Raw genomic sequence first — 17,957 nt, forward strand, 5'->3', positions numbered from 1 at the left:
CGGTCCTAGTGTGCGGGGCCGAGGAAGGCCAGCCAGCGTCGTTCGGCCAGGCGGAACAGGCCCACCAGTGCGAACGTCACGCACAGGTAGATGATGGCGGCCGTACCGAACGACTGAAAGGTCAGAAAGGTGGCCGAGTTGGCGTCGCGGGCGACCTTGAGGATGTCCGGCACGGTGGCGGTGAAGGCCACGGTGGTCGAGTGCAGCATCAGGATCACCTCATTGCTGTAGTACGGCAGCGAGCGGCGCAACGCGGACGGCATGATGATATAAGCATAAAGTTTCCAGCCGCGCAGGCCGTAGGCCCTGGCTGCCTCGACTTCACCGTGGTGCATGCTGCGGATGGCGCCGGCGAAGATCTCGGTGGTGTAGGCGCAGGTGTTCAGGGCAAAGGCCAGGATGGTGCAGTTCATGGCGTCGCGAAAGAAGCTGTCGAGCAGCGGTTGCCCGCGCACCACCTCCAGGCTGTAGATGCCGGTGTAGCAGATCAGCAGCTGGATATACAGCGGCGTGCCGCGAAACAGGTAGGTGTAGAACTGCACTGGCCAGCGCACCCACAGGCGCCGTGACACCCGTGCAATCGACAGCGGGATCGACACCACGAAGCCGATCAGCAGCGAGGCGCTGAGCAGCCACATCGTCATCGCCAGCCCGGTGATGTGGGTGCCGTCGGTATAGAGGAACGCGCGCCAGTATTCCTGCAGCAGCTCGATCATCGCAGCGCCTCCCGGGTGCCGACGTTGTAGCGCCGTTCGAGCCAGCGCAGGGCCACGTTCGAGGCGCTGGTGATCAGCAGGTAGATGAAGGCCGCCACCACCAGGAAGTAGAACAGCTGGTAGCTGCTCTTGCCGGCATCCTGGGCGGCCTTGACCAGGTCGGCCAGGCCGATGATCGACACCAGCGCGGTGGCCTTGAGCATCACCATCCAGTTGTTGCCGATGCCCGGCAGGGCGAAGCGCATCATCTGCGGGAACACCACGAAGCGAAACCGCTGAAAGCGCTTGAGGCCATAGGCGGTGGCCGCTTCGACCTGGCCGCGCGGCACCGCGAGGATCGCGCCGCGAAAGGTCTCGGTGAAATAGGCACCGTAGATGAAGCCCAGGGTGATGACCCCGGCAGCGAAGGGGTTGATCTCGATGTAGTCCCACTCCATGGCGTCGGTCAGGCTGGTGAGCCCGGTCTGCAGGCTGTAGAAGATCAACAGCATCAGCACCAGGTCGGGCACCCCGCGGATCAGCGTGGTGTAGAGCTGCGCGGGGATGCGCAGCAGCGGCAACGCGGAGAGCTTGGCGCTGGCGCCGAGCAGGCCCAGGCCGACGCTGACCAGCAGCGACATGAAGGACAGTTGCAGGGTCATCCAGGTGCCTTGCAGCAGCAGCGGGCCGAAGCCCCTGAGGCTGAAGGCGCCAAGGCCCAGGTGTTGCAGGAGGTCGTCAAGCATGGGGCGAGCCTGTGCGGGTGGGACCTTGGGTACGCAGTGCGTCAGCTCTTGCACGCACCGCGTACCCGTGTAGGAGCCGGCCTTGCCGGCGAAGAGGCCGGCCCTACTTGCCGCTGTACAGGTTCAGATCACCAAAGTGCTTCTTCTGGATGTCGGCATAGGTGCCATCATCGTGTAACGCTTTGATACCTTTGTTCAGCAGGGCCTTCAGCTCGCTGTTACCTTTCTTAATGCCCACTGCCGTCTTCGACGGCAGCAATTCGCTGTCCACCGGTTGGCTCACTTCGTAGCCCGCGCCCTGTGGCGATTTCAGAAAGCCCAGTTCGGCCTGCAGCATGTCCTGGATCGAGGCGTCCAGGCGTCCCGAAATCAGGTCGGCATACACCTGGTCCTGGTTCTGGTAGGCCTGGGTCTTGACCCCGGCCTTGTCCAGCACGGCCTTGGCATAGGCTTCCTGGATGGTGCCCTGCTCATAGCCGACGGTCTTGCCCTTGAGCGAGGCCGGGTCGGCGCTCATGCCTGCACCTTTTTTGAACACCAGTGCGGTAGGCCCGGAGAACAGCTCGTCAGAGAAGTCGATGACCTTCTCCCGCGCCGGGGTCACCGTCATGGACGAGATCACGCCGTCGAACTTGTTGGCCTTGAGGCCCGGAACCATGCCGTCGAAGTCGCTCTCGACCCACCTGCACTTGACCTTGAGCTCGGCACAGATCGCGTTGCCCAGGTCGATGTCGAAGCCCACCAGGCTGCCGTCGACGGCCTTGGACTCGAAAGGGGCATAGGAGGGATCGACGCCGAAGCGCAGTTCCTTGTAGTCCTTGGCCAGGGTATTGCCCGCAGCCAGGCACAACGCCAGAGCAGACAGCGTCAGCAGAGCTTTTTTCATGGTGTGGTCCTTCAAGCGCAAGTGATGGGTGGCTGCGCAGCGTTACCGCTGGCCGCTCGACATCAAGCTCACAGCAATTTCCGCACCATAGTCCCAATTGCTGCGTTTCGCTTACCCCAGCAGCGACTGCAACGTGGCCAGGTCGTCTGCTTCGTCCACCGGTTTGTCCAGGCGCCAGCGCAGCATCCGCGGGAAGCGCACCGCAATCCCGCTCTTGTGGCGCTTGGACAGTGCGATGCCCTCGAAGCCGAGTTCGAACACCAGCGTCGGGGTCACGCTGCGTACCGGCCCGAAGGTTTCCACGGTGGTCTTGCGGATGATTGCATCAACCTTGCGCATCTCTTCGTCGCTGAGCCCCGAATACGCCTTGGCAAAGGGCACAAGGCTACGCTGCGGGCTGCCGGCGGGGGCGTCCCACACCGCAAAGGTGTAGTCGCTGTACAGGCTGGCGCGCCGGCCATGTCCGCGCTGGGCATAGATCAGCACCGCGTCCACGCTGAACGGGTCGATTTTCCATTTCCACCACACTCCCATGTCCTTGGTGCGGCCCACCCCGTACAGGGCGTCGCGGGCCTTGAGCATCAGGCCCTCGACCCCCAGGCTGCGCGATGCCTCGCGCTGGGCGGCAAGCTCGGCCCAGGTGTCGCCCTGCAGCACCGGCGACAGGCGCAGCGCCGGGTGCGCAGTGGTCTGAACCAGCGCTTCCAGCTGCGCCCGGCGCTCGGCCTGCGGGCGGCTGCGCCAGTCGGCGCCCTGCCATTCGAGCAGGTCGTAGCCCAACAGCACCACTGGCGCATCGGCCAGTATCTTCTTGCCCAGGGTCTTGCGCCCGATGCGCTGCTGCAGCAGGGCGAAGGGTTGCACGCCGTCGCGCCACACCACGATCTCGCCGTCCACCACGCAGCCATCGGGCAGCACGGCGGCCAGCGCCTGCAGTTCGGGGAAGCGCTCGGTCAGCAGCTCCTCGCCGCGTGACCACACCCACAGCTGGCCCTCGCGCTTGACCACCTGCGCACGGATGCCGTCCCACTTCCATTCCGCCTGCCAGGCCTGGGGCGGGCCGAGCAGGGCGTCGAACTGGTCCACCGGCTGTTGCAGCGCATGGGCCAGAAAGAACGGGTACGGCTGGCCGCCGCGCTGGGCATGTTCGTCTTCGGACTCGGCCGCGATCAGCTTGAGGTAGCCCTGGGCCGTGGGGCGGTGCGACAGGTCGGTGTAGCCCACCAGGCGCTGGGCCACGCGCTTGCTGTCGATGTCAGCCAGTTGCGCCAGGGCGCGGGTGACCAGCAGCTTCGACACGCCGACGCGAAAGCTGCCGGTGACCAGCTTCAGGCACACCAGCAGGCTCTGCCGGTCGAGCTGTGCCCACAGGGGCGGCAGGCGCTGCGCCAGGGTTTCGAGCGGCAGTCCGCGCAGCGGCAGCAGGCAATCCTCGACCCAGTAGGCCAGGCCCGCGTCGCTGCTGTGGGCGGCTTCGGGCAGCAGCAGCGAAAAGGTCTCGGCCAGGTCGCCCACGGCCTGGTAGCTCTCCTCGAACAACCAGTCGGGCAAACCCGACAGGCTGATTGCCAGCTCGCGCAGCAGCCGTGTGGGTACCAGCTGGCGCGGCCGCCCGCCGGCCAGGAAGTACACCGCCCAGGCGGCGTCTGCGGGGCTGGCGCTGGCGAAGTAGCGCACCAGTGCATCGCGCTTGGCGTTGCTCGAGGTGGTGGCGTCGAGCTGGCCGTAGAGTTCGGCGAAGGCCTTCATGCGCTGGCCTCGGTCGGGGCGCCTTCATCCTCGTCACCGTATTCGGTGACGAACGCCTGGGCATCCAGCCCGCGCTCGCACAGGTAGCGCACCAGCACGGCCACCGAGCCGTGGGTCACCATCACCCGCTGCGCCCCGGTCTGTTCGATGGCCCATAGCAGGCCGGGCCAGTCGGCGTGGTCGGAGAGCACGAAGCCGCGGTCCACCCCGCGCCGGCGCCGGGTGCCGCGCAGGCGCATCCAGCCGCTGGCGAAGGCGTCGCTGTAGTCGCCGAAGCGGCGCATCCAGCTGCTGCCGGCCGCCGAGGGCGGGGCCAGGATCAGCGCCTGGCGCATGCGTGGGTCGTGCTTGTCCATCTCGCTGGCATGCAGCGTGGCGGGCAGGGCGACACCCGCTTCGCGGTATACCCGGTTCAGCGGCTCGACCGCGCCATGCACCAGGATCGGCCCCAGGCTCGGGTCCAGGCCATGCAGGATGCGCTGCGCCTTGCCGAACGAATAGCAGAACAGCACGCTGGCCTTGCCCAGTGTGATGTTCTCGCGCCACCACGCATTGATCTGGTCGAAGATCTGCTGCTGGGGCTCCCAGCGGTAGATCGGCAGGCCGAAGGTCGACTCGGTGATGAAGGTGTGGCAGCGCACCGGTTCGAACGGTGCGCAGGTGCCATCGGGTTCGACCTTGTAGTCGCCGGACGCCACCCACACCTCGCCGCGATACTCCAGGCGCACCTGGGCCGAGCCCAGCACATGGCCGGCCGGGTGCAAGCTCAGGGTCACCCCGCCGTGGTCCAGGCGCTGGCCGTAGTCGAGGGTCTGCAGGTTGATGTCGGCGCCCAGGCGGCTGCGCAGGATGCCCGCGCCGGGGCTGGCGGTGAGGTAGTGGCGGTTGCCGTTGCGGGCGTGGTCGCCATGGCCGTGGGTGATCACCGCACGTTCAACGGGGCGCCACGGGTCGATGTAGAAATCCCCGGGTGGGCAATACAATCCTTCGGGTCGTGCAATCACCAGGTCCATGCCAAGGCCGCTGCGCTGGGGGTTTAACCTAGGAGCGCGGCCGGGCCGGTGAAGTTCGATCCGAAAGCGTCGCCGGCGTGCTGCCGGCGACGCTGCAGGGGGGCTGCTTCAGTAGCGCGCGTCTACCGGGCGCCCGCCGTTGGGCCAGTCCTTGACCTTGTCGGGGAAGTCCGGGCGTGGCTGGCTGGAGAACCAGGCCGCCACGTCCACCGCGTCCTGGTCGGACAGGCCGCCCTGGCCGAGCGGGAACTTCTCGTGCATGCCGATCGGCATGTTGCGTTTGACGAAGGCGGCCGCGGTGTAGGTGCGCGCCATGCCGGCACCGATGTTGAACGACTGCTCGCCCCACAGCGGCGGGAAGATCCAGGTGCCGTCGGCACGGGTCAGGCCTTCGCCGTCGTTGCCATGGCACACCGCGCACTGCTGGGCATACACCTGCTTGCCGTTGTCCAGGTCGGGCTTGATCGACGGGTCGACCTTGCCTACACCGCGCCCTGGCACCTTGTCCTCGGGCTTGGTGTTGTTCTTCATCCACTCGAAGTACGCCACCATCGCCTGCATGTCGGCCCCTTGCGGTGGCAGCGGCGAGCCGCTCATCGAGCGCCGGAAGCAGCCGTTGATGCGCTCCTCCAGGGTGATCACCTTGCCCGCCCGTGGCGCATAGCCGGGGAAGAAGGCCGATACCCCGACGAACGGCGAACCGTCGGCCACGGTGCCGGCGTTCAGGTGGCAACTGGTGCAGTTGAGCGCGTTGCCGACGTTGTCGGGCAGCAGGTCACGGGTCTGCAGGTGCAGGCGCATGCCGCGCACCACCTGATCGGCATTGCTGGCCGCCAGCAGGTCGGCCAGGCGCGGGGTCTCGAAGGTCGAGGCGTCGCGGTCCTGGGGCTTGAGCTGCTGGCGCAGCTTGGCCACCTGCGCTGCGCTGATCGCCGAGCCGTCGTTGCCCCAGCTGCTGCGCACGAACGTGAGGATCTCGGCGATCTCGGTGTCGGTCAGGCGCGAGAACCCGGGCATGGTGTACACCCGCGGGTGGGCGACGGTTTCGGCGGTCTGCCAGCCGGTCAGGGTGATGTGCAGCAGCGAGGTCGGGTTGGCCGAGGCCACGCTGGGGTTGTGCGCCAGTGGCGGGAACATGCCCGCCACGCCGGCGCCGTCCGGGCGGTGGCAGTCGCTGCAGAACTGCGTGTAGCCCAGCCCGCCGCGGCTGGTGAACAGGTTGTCCGGCGCTGGGGCAGGGGTTCGTTCCACCATCGGCATCGGCAGGTCGTCCTTGCCCGGTGGCAACGACTTGAGGTAGCGCGCGATGGCGGTGAGGTCGGCGTCGGTGAAGTGCTGGGTACTGTGGGAGATCACCTCGGCCATGTTGCCCGACACCGTGGCAAAGCGGTTCTGCCCGGTCTTGAGCAACTGCACGGTGTCTTCCACCGTCCACAGGTTGCGCAGGCTCAGGGCGCGCCAGTGCTCCACGGTCTCGCCGGCCAGGAAGTGCTGGCCGCCGCTGCCGGCGTCGTCCATGGCCTTTTCCTGGAAGGCCACGCCGCGCGGGGTATGGCAGGCGCCGCAGTGGCCCAGGCCCTGTACCAGGTAGGCGCCGCGGTTGAGCTCGTCGCTGCGGGCCGGGTCGGCCACGAAGGGTTGCTTGTCGAGAAACACCAGGTTCCACAGCGACAGGCCCCAGCGCTGGCTGAACGGAAACTTCATGTCCGCTTCCAGGTTTGGCTGGTTGACCGGCTTCACGTCCTCCATCAGGTAGGCGTACAGGTCGCGCATGTCGCCTTCGGTCATTTTCGCGTAGGAGGGGTAGGGCATGGCCGGGTACAGGTTGGTGCCGGCCGCGTTCACCCCTTCGCGCATGGCGCGGTCGAACTGCTCGAAGGTGTAGCGGCCGATGCCGGTGACCTTGTCGGGGGTGATGTTGCTGGAGTAGATGGTGCCCATCGGCGTGGTCAGTTCGAGGCCGCCGGCCATCAACTCGCCGCCCTTGGCAGTGTGGCAGGCCACGCAGTCGCCCAGACGGGCAATGTAGGCGCCGCGTTCGACTGCCGTTGCCGGGGGCGGCTCACTGGCAGACGCGGGGTACGCAAACAGCAGCGTCGAGCCAAGCATGGCCAGACGCGATACAAGAGAAGCCATCGCAATCGTCCTTTGGATGCGGCCGCAGGTGGTCCTGTAGGCACGTATCCGCAATCGTTTTTATAGGGTCATCAGACAAACCCGGTTATAGCCGATGGACGAGGGTGGCACTTTGATATGGATCAGCGCGGGGTGAGAAAGGGGCTCGCCGCCAGGGCGACGGCGAGCCGAAGGGGTTACTTGCCGGGCACCAGGGTCAGGCGCTTGCTGCCGTAGGCGCGTTCGAAGTTCTGCGGCTGCAACGGGAAGGTCACGTAGCTGCCCTTGAACCAGGCATCCAGGCCGTCGGCGAAATGCGCGCTGGCCGGGTTGCCCGACTGCCCGCTGCTGCTCACCCCCTGCAGCGGCTCGGCCAGGCCGAAGTCGACCACCATGCGCATCGACGGCATCAGGCGGGCATCGAAGTCCTGGCCCCAGGCATAGGCCGAGGCGTTGAGTGTGGTGTGGTCGCCGCCGGTGGCCAGCGGGCCGCGCTTGAGCGTGTCGCCCAGGCCATAGGGTGCGCTGACGGGCCAGTGGTACTGGTGCAGCTTGCCCCATTGCCAGGCCCGGCGGTCGGTGCCCATCTGCGCTTCGCCGGCGCTGATGGCCGCGGCCAGGCTGCGGGCCAGGATCGTCGGCTTGTCCTGCTTGCCCGGGCTGTTGCGGTCGTCCCAGAACGGGCTGTCGTCGCGGCCCAGCAGGTGATCGGCCTGGGCCGAGTACGACAGCCGCGCATTGGCGACGAAGGCTTGCCAGCTCGGGCTGGTTTCAGGCCCCAGCTCATCGAGGAAGATCTGCCGGGCGCTTTGCTGCAGGAACAGCTCGTACACCGCGGCATCCGCCGATTGCGGGCTCAGGCGCCCGTCGAACGCCATCAGCCGGGTGTAGGCCTCGCGGGCGCGGGCCTTCTGCTCGGCGGGCAGGGCGTCGATGGCCTGCTTGAGCTGCTGGGCCATGCCGGGTGCTTCGAACATGGCCTTGAGCTTGGCGGCGAACAGGGTGGTCTGGTCGTACTGCATGGCGATCAGGCTGCGGCTGTCGTGCTTGCCGTTGCCGGCCAGCTGCGCCAGGCGTTCGGCACGCTCGGGGTAGTACCAGCTGTTGGATAGTTGCAGGCCATAGCCCTTGGGAATGCTGCGCTGGTTGGCATTGCCCAGCCAGCCTTGCGGCGGGTCCTGGTCGTAGGGGTGGAGCATGGCGTCGGCGTAGCCATCCCAGTCATAGCGCCCGTCGGCACCTGGGGAGGGCAGCAGGCCCTGGCCTTCGCGGCGGTTGGGGTAGCGGCCGGTAACCTGCCAGCCCACGTTGGCGGCGTCGGCGAACACCAGGTTCAGCGCGGCGGCGCCGATTTCGCGGCTGGCGTCGAAGGCACGTTCGACGCTCTGTGCCCGCGACAGGTCGAAGAACGCATCGAGGCTCTTGTCGCCCTTGAGTTCGGGCATCTTCAGGGCCAGGCCGAGGCTGCCCTGGGTGCCGGTCAGCAGGGCGCCGTGGCGGGTTTCGTACAGGGTTTCGCGTTGCGGGCGCTGGCCCTTGACGAAGTAGGTCTCGTTGCGCGCCTGCACCGGCTGCCAGCGGCCGTCGACTTCATAGAGCACGCGGTTGCCTTCGCGCTTGAGTTTTTCCAGGTACAGGTCCTGGTTGTCGCCCATTGCCGCGCTGCTGCTCCAGGCCAGCTTGCCGTTGAAGCCGGACAGCACGAACGGCAGGCCGGCCAGGCTGAAGCCGGCGGCCTGGTATTTGGTGGTACGTACCTGCACCGGGCTCAAGGCCCAGGCGCCCTGGCTGTCGCTGGCCAGCAGGCTGCGGCCGCTGCGGCTGCGCTGCGGGGCGATGGCCCAGTTGCTCGACGCCGGGGTGCCCAGCAGGTTGAGCGCGGCCAGTTGCTCGCTGACCTTGTTCAGTGTGGCCAGGCCCGGCAGCTGGCTGCCCGGGTTCAAGCCCTTGAGCTTGTCGGCTTCGGCCATGGCCAGCGGTTCGTCCGGGTAGCTGGGCAGCAGCCACGGCAGTGTGTCGGCACCGACTTTCTGTGCCAGGGTCAGTGCGGCGATTTCTTCCTGCAGGTTCACCGACTGGCTGAAGCTGTACAGGCTGAAGATCAGCGCCGAATCTTCAGGCTTCCAGTACTCGGGGCGGTAGCCGCTCTGGGCCAGCGGGGCCGGCAGGCGGTCGCGGTAGCGGAACAGGTAGGCGTTGACCCCGCGTGCGTACACCTCGAAGAAGCGCTTGAGGCGCGGCGAGGCGTCGGCGTAGAGGTCGTTGGCGTTCTTTTTCAGGTTGACCGCGCGCATGAAGCGGTCGACCTCCAGCGCATCCGGGCCGGCCATCTCGGCCAGGCGCCCCTGGGCCAGCAGACGCATGCCGACCATCTGCCCGATGCGATCGCCCGCGTGCACATAGCCCAGGGTGAACAGCGCATCGTGGAAGCTGCTGCTCTCGATAAGCGGCATGCCCAGGGCGTTGCGCCGCACCGAGACGTTCTGTGCCAGCCCCTTGAGCGGTTGCACGCCGCTGGTGGGGATGACGCTGTCCTGATGGTTGCCCAGTTGGCAACCGCCCAGGCTGAGCAGCCCGAGCAGGGTCGCGGCGACGCCGAACCGGGGTAGAACGGGGGAAAGGGCTGGCGAGGCCATGGGCAAGGCTCCTGCAGGGGATGGCGCTAAAAGGCGCTACGTTAGTGAGCGCGATCACGCCATGCAAGCGGGGGCGCGGGCTTTATTTTCAAAGTACCGCGCGGCCTTGTCGTGGTTCAGGCTGGCGGCGGGTTGATCTGCTCGACCAGGGCGTAGGCGCGCTGTGTGGCGGGGCGTGCCTGGATGCGCTGGAACCAGCCTTTGAGGGCCGGGAAGTCGTCCAGGTTCTGCTGCTGCCAGGTGTGCGAAACGATCCACGGGTAGATCGCCATGTCGGCGATGCTGTAGTCGTTGCCGGCGACGAATGGTCGGTCGGCCAGGCGCTTGTTCAGTACCCCGTACAGGCGCGCGGTTTCGTCCACGTAGCGCTTGATGGCGTAGGGGATCTTCTCGGGGGCGAAGCGGTTGAAGTGGTGGTTCTGCCCGGCCATCGGGCCCAGGCCGCCCATTTGCCAGAACAGCCATTGCAGGGCCTCCTGGCGGCCGCGCAGGTCCTTGGGAATGAACTGCCCGGTTTTTTCGGCGAGGTAGAGCAGGATGGCCCCGGACTCGAACAGCGACAGCGGCTGGCCGTCGGCGGTGTCGTGGTCGACGATGGCCGGGATGCGGTTGTTGGGGGCGATTTTCAGAAAGTCTTCGGCAAATTGCTCGCCCTTGCCGATGTTGATCGGGTGAAGGGTGTAGGGCAGGCCGGTCTCTTCGAGAAACAGGGTGATCTTGTGGCCGTTGGGGGTGGTCCAGTAATACAGGTCGATCATGGTCACGCTCCGTTTGATGGTCGTCTGCTGGAACTGTGCTTGATGTCGAGGCGCAACGTGTGTGGGAGCGGGTCAGGCCCGCTCCCACAGGGGAGGCATCAGGCCCCGTGGCACTTCTTGAACTTCTTGCCGTTGCCGCATGGGCAAGGGTCGTTGCGGCCAACGTCCTTCAGGGCATTGCGCGCAGGTTCCTGAGGGGCATGGTTGCAGTGCGGGCCATGCACATGGCCGTGGTCATGATCATGCGCGTGATGGTCATGATCGTGATTGCAGTCGGGGCCATGAACGTGGGGTTGCTGGGTCATCGAGGGTTACTCCGGAATGAGATCGGCGGGAATTATCTCACCCTTGCGCAACAAGTGCAGGTCGTGGGCAAAGAATAATCCGGTGCTCAGCTCTCCCTCCAGGCGATAGGGGATGGCCTGATCGGGGCGCTTGAGCAGCTTGGCGATGGGCTTGAGCTGGCGCCACAGGTTGGTACGCACCGGTACCTGGATGGTGCGCCGACTGTGCGCGTCCACCCGAAACCACTGGCCGTGGTCGCCTTCGACCAGCAACAGGTCGGCCAGGTACACCGCGTAATGCAGGTTGCGCACCTGCAGGGTGCTGTCGTTGGGATTGTCGATACGAAAGTGCAGGATGAACTCCTGCTGCATCAGCCGCGCCTTTACTGTCTCGACCCGCACCAGGTGCACGCCGGGGTCCTGGTAGCTGCCGCCCCACCAGCTGGCGCAGCCCGCCAGATTCATCAGCAGCAGGCCGATGAGCAGCCGACGGGCGCAGGTGGTCATGACTAATGGCTCATGTAGCTGGCGCAGCACTTCTTGAACTTCTGCCCGCTGGCGCATGGGCAGGCGTCGTTGCGCCCGGCCTTGAGGCCCACCGTGGGGTCGATGAAGTACCAGTGCCCGCCGTTGTGCACGAAGGCCGAGCGCTCGCGGTGGCTGTGCTCGCCGTCGTTGTCGTGCCAGCGCGCCGTGAAGGTGACGAACGCGTGATCGGGCTGGCCGCCGAACACCTCGGCGCTCTCGACCTCCAGGCCCAGCCAGGTGCTTTGCGCGCTCCAGGCGGCAATGCCGGCGCGATCCAGCCCGGCCTGCTGCACCGGCAGGGTGGTCTTGATCAGGTAATCCACCAGCCCCAGCACATAGGCGCTGTAGCGCGAGCGCATCAGCGTCTGTGCATCGGGCGCCGGGTGGCCGGCATGATAATGCCCGCAGCAGGCATCGAGCAGGTTACCGCTGCCGCACGGGCAAACCGAGACACTCATTGCATCACCACCAGTACTTTCCAAAATTTTGCGGGTTGGCCCAGAACTTGGCGTTGAGCCAGTCGGGTACCTGTTTGTAGTCACGTAGATCATAGGTGAACAGGTTCAATACCTGCTCGTCACGTTGAAAACGCTCGCTGTCCTGCAGCGCCAGTGCGTAGAAGTCGGTGTCGCGCCAGCCGCTGGCCGCAAGGTCGACCAGCACCGCCACGCGGCTGGCGTTGAGGTTGCGAATGCCGCCGAGCAGTTGCAGGCCCTGCTGGTTGCTCAGGTGTTCCAGGCAGTCCACCAGCACCGCCAGGTCGAAACGCTGCGCGGCAAGCTCGGCCGGCAGCGCGCCGGGGCGGGCCACGGCGATCTGCGCCTGCGGGTGCGCGGCGGCGAAGGCCTCCAGTGCCGGAAACGACGTGCCCACCAGCAACAGGCGTTGCGGGGCATGGTGCTCCAGCAGGGCGGCGAGGGCCTGCTGGGGCGTGCGCGAAGAAAAACGGTCAGTCATCGAAGCTCCTCGGTAATGCGTCAAGACTAGCCGGCCCGGGACGCAAGGCATAGAGGCACGCGCAAAGCGCCATGGCTTATTGCTGGCGCAGATGGAATCACCGGTCTTTACTCCCAGAGCATCGGTTTTGCACCGATTCCCCCTAGGAGACGCGACAAAATGAGCATAGTTCGCACAGCATTGCCTCTGGTTCTGCTAACCAGCGTATTGACTGGTTGTGCAGGTTTGCAAAAAACCGACTGGCCGAAGTGTGCCGCCGTCGGGGGCGTTGGCGGTGCCGCCCTGGGCGCCATCGAAAGCTCCAGCTGGGCCGGCTGGGGCGCGCTGCTCGGCGGCGGCCTGGCGGCCGGTTACTGCTGGGCCCATGGCGACGGCGACGAAGACGGTGATGGCGTACCGGACAGCCGTGACAAGTGCCCGGGCACCCCGCGTGGCGTTCAGGTCGATGCCAACGGCTGCCCGCCGGAGCCGGTCGCGGTGGTCGAGGAAGTCGTGGTGGTCAAGGAAGAGGTCATCGTTATCCGCGATGTGCTGTTCGAGTTCGACTCGGCCAGGCTCACCACGGCTGACAAACTGCGCCTGGACAAGATCGCCACGCGCCTCAAGGCCGAAGCCCCGAGCGCACGCCTGAGCGTCACCGGGCACACCGACAGCCGCGGTAGCGATGCCTACAACCAGAAACTCTCGGAGCGCCGCGCCCATTCGGTGACCGACTACCTGGTCGAGAGCGGCATTGCGCGCAGCAGTTTCGTTTCGGTGCAGGGCGCCGGTGAAACCCAGCCGGTGGCAGACAACAACACCGCCGACGGACGCGCGATGAACCGTCGCGTGGAAATTCGCATCGATCGCTGAAGCCCTTGCGCCCCGCGGCTTGTGAAGTGTCGCGGGCGCGTCTTTACTCCTGTGTGACCGGTACTGGCCGGTGACACAGGAGCATTCCCCATGAATGTAATCACCAAGGCTGCGCTGCCCGTGCTCGTGGTCGCCAGCCTGCTGTCCGGTTGCGCCACCCACAGCGATGGCAGCGCCCCGTTGAACCAAAGAACCTGGCCCCTATGCAGCCTGCTGGGCGGCGCCGTGGGTGGCGGCCTGGGCGCCATCGAAAGCTCTGCCTGGGCCGGTGGCGGCGCGGCGCTGGGTGCCATCGCCGGTGGCCTGATCTGCTTTGCCCAGGACGGTGACGAAGACGGCGATGGCGTGTTCGACCGCCGCGACCGGTGCCCCGATACCCCGCCCAACACCCCGGTGAGCCACAACGGTTGCCCGTTGCCCCAATACCCGCCGAGCGAGAAGGCCCCGGCGCCTGAGCCCGAGGTGATCACCCTCAACGACCAGGGCAGCGTGATGTTCGCCTACGACTCGGCCGAACTCACCCCGGCCGCCCAGCAGCAGTTGCGTACCCTGACCGGCAAGCTCAATGACCCGAGCGTGGCCAGCATCAAGGTGATCGGACACACCGACAGCCGTGGCAGCGATGCTTACAACCAGGCGTTGTCCGAGCGGCGTGCCAGCAGCGTGGCCGAGTACCTGATCAGCCAGGGCCTGGCACCGCAGAAAATCACCAGCCAGGGGCGTGGCGAGCGCGAGCCGATTGCCGACAACGAAACCGATGCGGGCCGCGCGCAGAATCGCCGGGTCGAATTGCACCTCAATTGATCGACAGCGGGGCTGGCATCCGGAGGGTGCCAGCCGGTAATGTGGCGTGCAGTGCCTGTGTCGCGTAAGCGGGCCGCCAAACAAGAAAACGCAACAACAAGGGGCGCGGGTATGAAGGCGTTGTGGGGGCTGGGCAAGGCCCTGACGGTAGTGTTCTGGTGGGTGGTACTGGTGAATCTGCTGATGCCGGCAGACAAGCCGTTCCACCAGCTGATCAACCTCGCGGGGGCCATGCTGCTGGTGCTGCACGTGCTCGAGGTGCTGATGTTCAACGGACGGTTGCGTGAGCGCAGCCATCGCTGGTTCGACCGTTTGCAGATTCTGCTGGTCGGCATCTTTCATATCCAATCGATACCGGCCCCGCGCCAGGAGGCTGGTCATGCGTAAGGTCGTGTTGTTGGCAGCACTGTTCAGCCCGTTGGCCCTGGCCGATGCGATCAGCGTGGCGGCGCACTCGGTGCTGCGCCTGCCGAACAAGGCCAGCGTGGTGCACCTGCAGCGCCTGGAGGTGGCGGATTCGGCCACCCTGGTGCTGCCGGCGAGCCTGGTGGAATTGAAGGTGGATGAGCTGCACCTGGGCAACCAGGCGCGCATTGCCATCGTGCCGGCCGAGCATGCGCTGAGCATGGAAGTGGCCCAGGCGCAGTTGGGCCAGGGCAGTGAGATTGCTGCCCACGGTGCGCCGGGTACCTATGAGCGGGTCGCCAGGCCCGGACGTGACCTGAGCTTGCGCATTCAGGCGCTGGAGGCTTCAGAACTGGCCATCGACGCTCGTGGCGGCGCGGGAGCACCGGGGTATGTGGGGCTCGATGGTGGTAACGGCAAGGCGGGTGGTTGCACCTGGGGCCAGGCCAGCCGTGGCGCCAATGGCGACAACGGTGGCGATGGCCATGACGGGGCGCCCGGAGGCCGGGTGCGCCTGGCACTGCCGGCCAGCTTCCCGGCCGAGCAGATCAAGGTCAGGCTCGACGGCGGTGCGCCGGGGCTGGCAGGTGCGCCGGGCAAGCCGGGCGCAGGTGGGGCCAGCAAGGGTTGCCTGGTGTACCGCACCGATGCAGGGGCGACGGGAAGACCCGGGCAGCCCGGGCAACCGGGGGCGGCCGGGGCTGACGGGGAGCTGATTCTTCAGCGCCTCTGATCTTCAGGGCCGATTCGCCGGCCAGGTCGGCTCCTGCAGGCAAACATGGCCTTTGCAGGAGCCCGCCTTGCTGGCGAAGCGGTCACCTCACACCAGCAGCCGGCTCGACGCCACCAGAACCACCGCAATACCCAGCAGCAGGTTGATCCCCACCAGGCGCCGAATGCGCCCGAGCACTGCGGCCCCGGCGGGCCAGTCCTGCGCCTTCACCGCCTTGCGCAACTCTGGCAGCAGCAGCGCCTGGATTCTCAGAAACAGCGCAAACATCGCAATCCCTGCGCCAATCATCACCTGCACATAACGTGGCGCAGTCTCGAACCCCGAGAAACGCATGTGCATCATGCCAACGCCGGTGATCGCCAGCACCGCGACCGCCACCCAGACCCACACGAAAAAACGTTGAAACACTTCTACCCACAGCGTCAGCCGTGAAGGGCCGTCAAGCGCGGCCACCATGGCCGGGCGCAGGATCAGCCAGGCGAAGAACATGCCGCCCACCCAGATCAGGGCGGCCAGCAAATGCAGGCTGTAGGGGATGGCAAAGGCGGTCATCGGGAACTCCATTCGGCGCAAGGGGCAATAGCGGGGTATGATAGCGACCCATTCGAAACACTGAAAATTTATCCAGCCCTCCGGGCGCCCCGACACCATGATCAGCAACGAACTCAAATCCCAGATTCAGGGCGCCTATTCGCGTTTTCTCGAAGCCAAGAGCCTCAAGCCCCGCTACGGCCAGCGTCTGATGATCGCCGAAGTGGCCAAGGTGCTGGGCGACATCGCCGTGGACGACGAAGGCCGCCGCAGTGGCGAGCCCGCCGTGGTCGCGGTCGAGGCCGGCACCGGTACCGGCAAGACGGTGGCCTACAGCCTCGCCTCGATTCCCGCGGCCAAGGCTGCTGGCAAGCGCCTGGTGATCGCCACCGCCACCGTGGCCCTGCAGGAACAGATCGTGTTCAAGGACCTGCCGGACCTGATGCGCAACAGCGGCCTGAACTTCAGCTTCGCCCTGGCCAAGGGGCGTGGTCGCTACCTGTGCCTGTCCAAGCTCGACCTGCTGCTGCAGGAAGGCCACGCCCAGACCGCCACCGCGCAGCTGTTCGAGGAGGAGGGCTTTCGCATTGAGGTGGACGAGGCCAGTCAGAAGCTGTTCACCAGCATGATCGAGAAGCTGGCCGGCAACAAATGGGACGGCGACCGCGACAGCTGGCCACAGGCCCTGGAAGACCAGGACTGGTCGCGCCTGACCACCGACCACAGCCAGTGCACCGGCCGCCACTGCCCCAACTTCGGGCAGTGCACCTTCTACAAGGCCCGCGAGGGCATGGGCAAGGTCGACGTGATCGTCACCAACCACGACATGGTGCTGGCCGACCTGGCCCTGGGCGGCGGCGCCGTGCTGCCCGACCCGCGCGACACCATCTATGTGTTCGACGAAGGCCATCACCTGCCCGACAAGGCCATCGGCCATTTTGCCCATTACACCCGCCTGCGCTCAACCGCCGACTGGCTCGAGCAGACCGCCAAGAACCTGGCCAAGCTGCTGGCGCAGAACCCGTTGCCGGGCGACCTGGGCAAGTACATCGAGCAGGTGCCGGAACTGGCCCGCGAGATCAAGGCCCAGCAGCAGTTCATGTTCAGCGCCTGCGAGCAGGTGGCGGAGTTTCGCCCGGGCGAGGACATGGAAGGTCGCGAACGCCCGCGCTATCGCTTCGTCGGCGGCGTGGTGCCCGAGCACATGCGCGAGATGGGCATCGAACTGAAAAAGGGCTTTTCGCGCCTGACCGACCTGTTCACCCGACTCACCGACCTGCTCAAGGAAGGCATGGACGCCGAAGTCAGCATCGGCATCCCCAGCCACCAGGCCGAGGAGTGGTACCCGTTGTTCGGCAGCCTGCAGACCCGTGCCCAGGGCAACTGGGAGCTGTGGACCGCCTTTACCGCCGAAGACCCGGAAGACAGCCCGCCGATGGCGCGCTGGCTGACCCTGGCCGAAAGCGGTGCGCTGTTCGATATCGAGGTCAACGCCAGCCCGATCCTGGCGGCCGAGATGCTGCGCCGCAACCTGTGGAACGTCGCCCATGGCGCCCTGGTGACCTCGGCCACCCTGACCGCGCTGGGCAAGTTCGATCGCTTTCGCATGCGCGCCGGGCTGCCCAAGCTGGCCGTCACGGCGGTGGTGCCCAGCCCGTTCCACCACGTGGATGCGGGCGTGCTGCGCGTGCCGGACCTGCGTGCCGACCCGCGCGATGCTCCGGCGCATACCGCCGCGATCATCCGCGACCTGCCCGAGCTGGTGGAAGGCTCGCGTGGCTCGCTGGTGCTGTTCTCGTCGCGCAAGCAGATGCAGGACGTGTTCGACGGCCTGGACCGCGACTGGCGCAAGCAGGTGTTCATCCAGGGCAACCTGTCCAAGCAGGAAACCCTCAACAAGCACAAGGCGCGCGTCGACGGCGGGGACTCCAGCGTGCTGTTCGGCCTGGCCAGCTTTGCCGAAGGGGTCGACCTGCCGGGTGCGTATTGCGAGCACGTGGTCATCGCCAAGATTCCCTTCGCGGTGCCGGACGACCCGGTCGAGGCGGCCCTGGCCGAGTGGATCGAGGCCCGTGGCGGCAACCCGTTCATGGAGATCGCCGTGCCGGATGCCTCGCTGCGCCTGATCCAGGCCTGCGGGCGCCTGCTGCGTACCGAACAGGACCGCGGCACCATCACCCTGCTTGACCGGCGCGTGGTCACCCAGCGCTACGGCAAGGCTATCCTCAATGCGCTGCCGCCGTTTCGCCGGGAAATTTCCTGAGC

18 protein-coding genes are annotated in these 17,957 nt (G+C 66.4%); 5 read left to right on the forward strand and 13 right to left on the reverse strand.

Going from position 1 to position 17,957, the window contains the following annotated elements:
• Window positions 1-5 precede the first annotated feature (5 nt).
• From V9K84_RS01280 to V9K84_RS01335, 12 genes are all read right to left on the reverse strand, one after another.
• Window positions 6-716, reverse strand: coding sequence for an ABC transporter permease (locus tag V9K84_RS01280; protein ID WP_043861955.1), 711 nt, complete (start codon window positions 714-716; stop codon window positions 6-8).
• Window positions 713-1,441, reverse strand: coding sequence for an ABC transporter permease (locus V9K84_RS01285; protein WP_043861954.1), 729 nt, complete (start codon window positions 1,439-1,441; stop codon window positions 713-715). The genes V9K84_RS01280 and V9K84_RS01285 overlap by 4 nt, the downstream gene beginning before the upstream one ends.
• Window positions 1,442-1,544: 103 nt before the next feature.
• A complete protein-coding gene (locus V9K84_RS01290; RefSeq protein WP_088513952.1) occupies window positions 1,545-2,327 on the reverse strand; it encodes a transporter substrate-binding domain-containing protein in 783 nt (260 codons plus the stop codon).
• Window positions 2,328-2,438: 111 nt separating this feature from the next.
• On the reverse strand, window positions 2,439-4,076 hold the full coding sequence (locus V9K84_RS01295; protein ID WP_088513951.1) for an ATP-dependent DNA ligase: 1,638 nt from the start codon (window positions 4,074-4,076) through the stop codon (window positions 2,439-2,441).
• Window positions 4,073-5,089 (reverse strand): ligase-associated DNA damage response exonuclease, encoded by a 1,017-nt coding sequence (locus V9K84_RS01300; RefSeq protein ID WP_043861951.1) that lies wholly within the window; start codon window positions 5,087-5,089, stop codon window positions 4,073-4,075. Before V9K84_RS01300 ends, V9K84_RS01295 begins: the two co-directional genes overlap by 4 nt.
• 108 nt (window positions 5,090-5,197) lie before the next feature.
• Entirely contained in the window at window positions 5,198-7,225 is a 2,028-nt protein-coding gene (locus tag V9K84_RS01305) for a c-type cytochrome (protein ID WP_088513950.1), read from the reverse strand.
• 176 nt (window positions 7,226-7,401) lie between these two features.
• Window positions 7,402-9,840 carry a penicillin acylase family protein gene (locus V9K84_RS01310; protein WP_088513949.1) on the reverse strand — a complete coding sequence of 813 codons (2,439 nt, stop codon included), beginning with the start codon at window positions 9,838-9,840 and terminating at the stop codon, window positions 7,402-7,404.
• Window positions 9,841-9,956: 116 nt separating this feature from the next.
• Window positions 9,957-10,598, reverse strand: a complete 642-nt coding sequence (locus tag V9K84_RS01315; protein ID WP_043862633.1) for a glutathione binding-like protein — start codon at window positions 10,596-10,598, stop codon at window positions 9,957-9,959.
• Window positions 10,599-10,696: 98 nt separating this feature from the next.
• Complete coding sequence (locus V9K84_RS01320; protein WP_078480560.1) at window positions 10,697-10,903, reverse strand: SEC-C metal-binding domain-containing protein; 207 nt, start codon at window positions 10,901-10,903, stop codon at window positions 10,697-10,699.
• Between the two features lie 6 nt (window positions 10,904-10,909).
• Window positions 10,910-11,389 carry an LEA type 2 family protein gene (locus V9K84_RS01325; RefSeq protein WP_043862632.1) on the reverse strand — a complete coding sequence of 160 codons (480 nt, stop codon included), beginning with the start codon at window positions 11,387-11,389 and terminating at the stop codon, window positions 10,910-10,912.
• Window positions 11,390-11,391: 2 nt separating this feature from the next.
• Window positions 11,392-11,868 carry a YchJ family protein gene (locus V9K84_RS01330; RefSeq protein ID WP_043862631.1) on the reverse strand — a complete coding sequence of 159 codons (477 nt, stop codon included), beginning with the start codon at window positions 11,866-11,868 and terminating at the stop codon, window positions 11,392-11,394.
• A 4-nt stretch (window positions 11,869-11,872) separates the two neighbouring features.
• Window positions 11,873-12,367, reverse strand: a complete 495-nt coding sequence (locus tag V9K84_RS01335) for a DUF6231 family protein (RefSeq protein ID WP_043862630.1) — start codon at window positions 12,365-12,367, stop codon at window positions 11,873-11,875.
• 159 nt (window positions 12,368-12,526) lie between these two features.
• Here V9K84_RS01335 and V9K84_RS01340 point away from each other — a divergent pair, with 159 nt between their 5' ends.
• The 4 genes from V9K84_RS01340 (at window position 12,527) to V9K84_RS01355 (ending at window position 15,161) form a co-directional block, all read left to right on the forward strand.
• Window positions 12,527-13,219 (forward strand): OmpA family protein, encoded by a 693-nt coding sequence (locus V9K84_RS01340; protein ID WP_043862629.1) that lies wholly within the window; start codon window positions 12,527-12,529, stop codon window positions 13,217-13,219.
• Between the two features lie 90 nt (window positions 13,220-13,309).
• Window positions 13,310-14,023 (forward strand): OmpA family protein, encoded by a 714-nt coding sequence (locus tag V9K84_RS01345; RefSeq protein WP_054914734.1) that lies wholly within the window; start codon window positions 13,310-13,312, stop codon window positions 14,021-14,023.
• Window positions 14,024-14,134: 111 nt separating this feature from the next.
• A complete protein-coding gene (locus V9K84_RS01350; RefSeq protein ID WP_043862627.1) occupies window positions 14,135-14,410 on the forward strand; it encodes a DUF1145 domain-containing protein in 276 nt (91 codons plus the stop codon).
• The gene (locus V9K84_RS01355; protein WP_043862626.1) at window positions 14,403-15,161 is read left to right on the forward strand and encodes a hypothetical protein; all 759 of its coding nucleotides are present in this window, start codon (window positions 14,403-14,405) and stop codon (window positions 15,159-15,161) included. The genes V9K84_RS01350 and V9K84_RS01355 overlap by 8 nt, the downstream gene beginning before the upstream one ends.
• Window positions 15,162-15,248: 87 nt before the next feature.
• Here the strand turns inward: V9K84_RS01355 and V9K84_RS01360 are convergent, their stop codons facing one another.
• A complete protein-coding gene (locus V9K84_RS01360) occupies window positions 15,249-15,713 on the reverse strand; it encodes a CopD family protein (protein WP_043862625.1) in 465 nt (154 codons plus the stop codon).
• A 97-nt stretch (window positions 15,714-15,810) separates the two neighbouring features.
• Here V9K84_RS01360 and dinG point away from each other — a divergent pair, with 97 nt between their 5' ends.
• Window positions 15,811-17,955 carry an ATP-dependent DNA helicase DinG gene (dinG, locus tag V9K84_RS01365; protein ID WP_043862624.1) on the forward strand — a complete coding sequence of 715 codons (2,145 nt, stop codon included), beginning with the start codon at window positions 15,811-15,813 and terminating at the stop codon, window positions 17,953-17,955.
• Window positions 17,956-17,957: the final 2 nt, after the last annotated feature.

Origin of the sequence: Pseudomonas sp. AE27 (genome assembly GCF_037113495.1) — a bacterium.
Lineage (GTDB): Bacteria > Pseudomonadota > Gammaproteobacteria > Pseudomonadales > Pseudomonadaceae > Aquipseudomonas > Aquipseudomonas palmensis.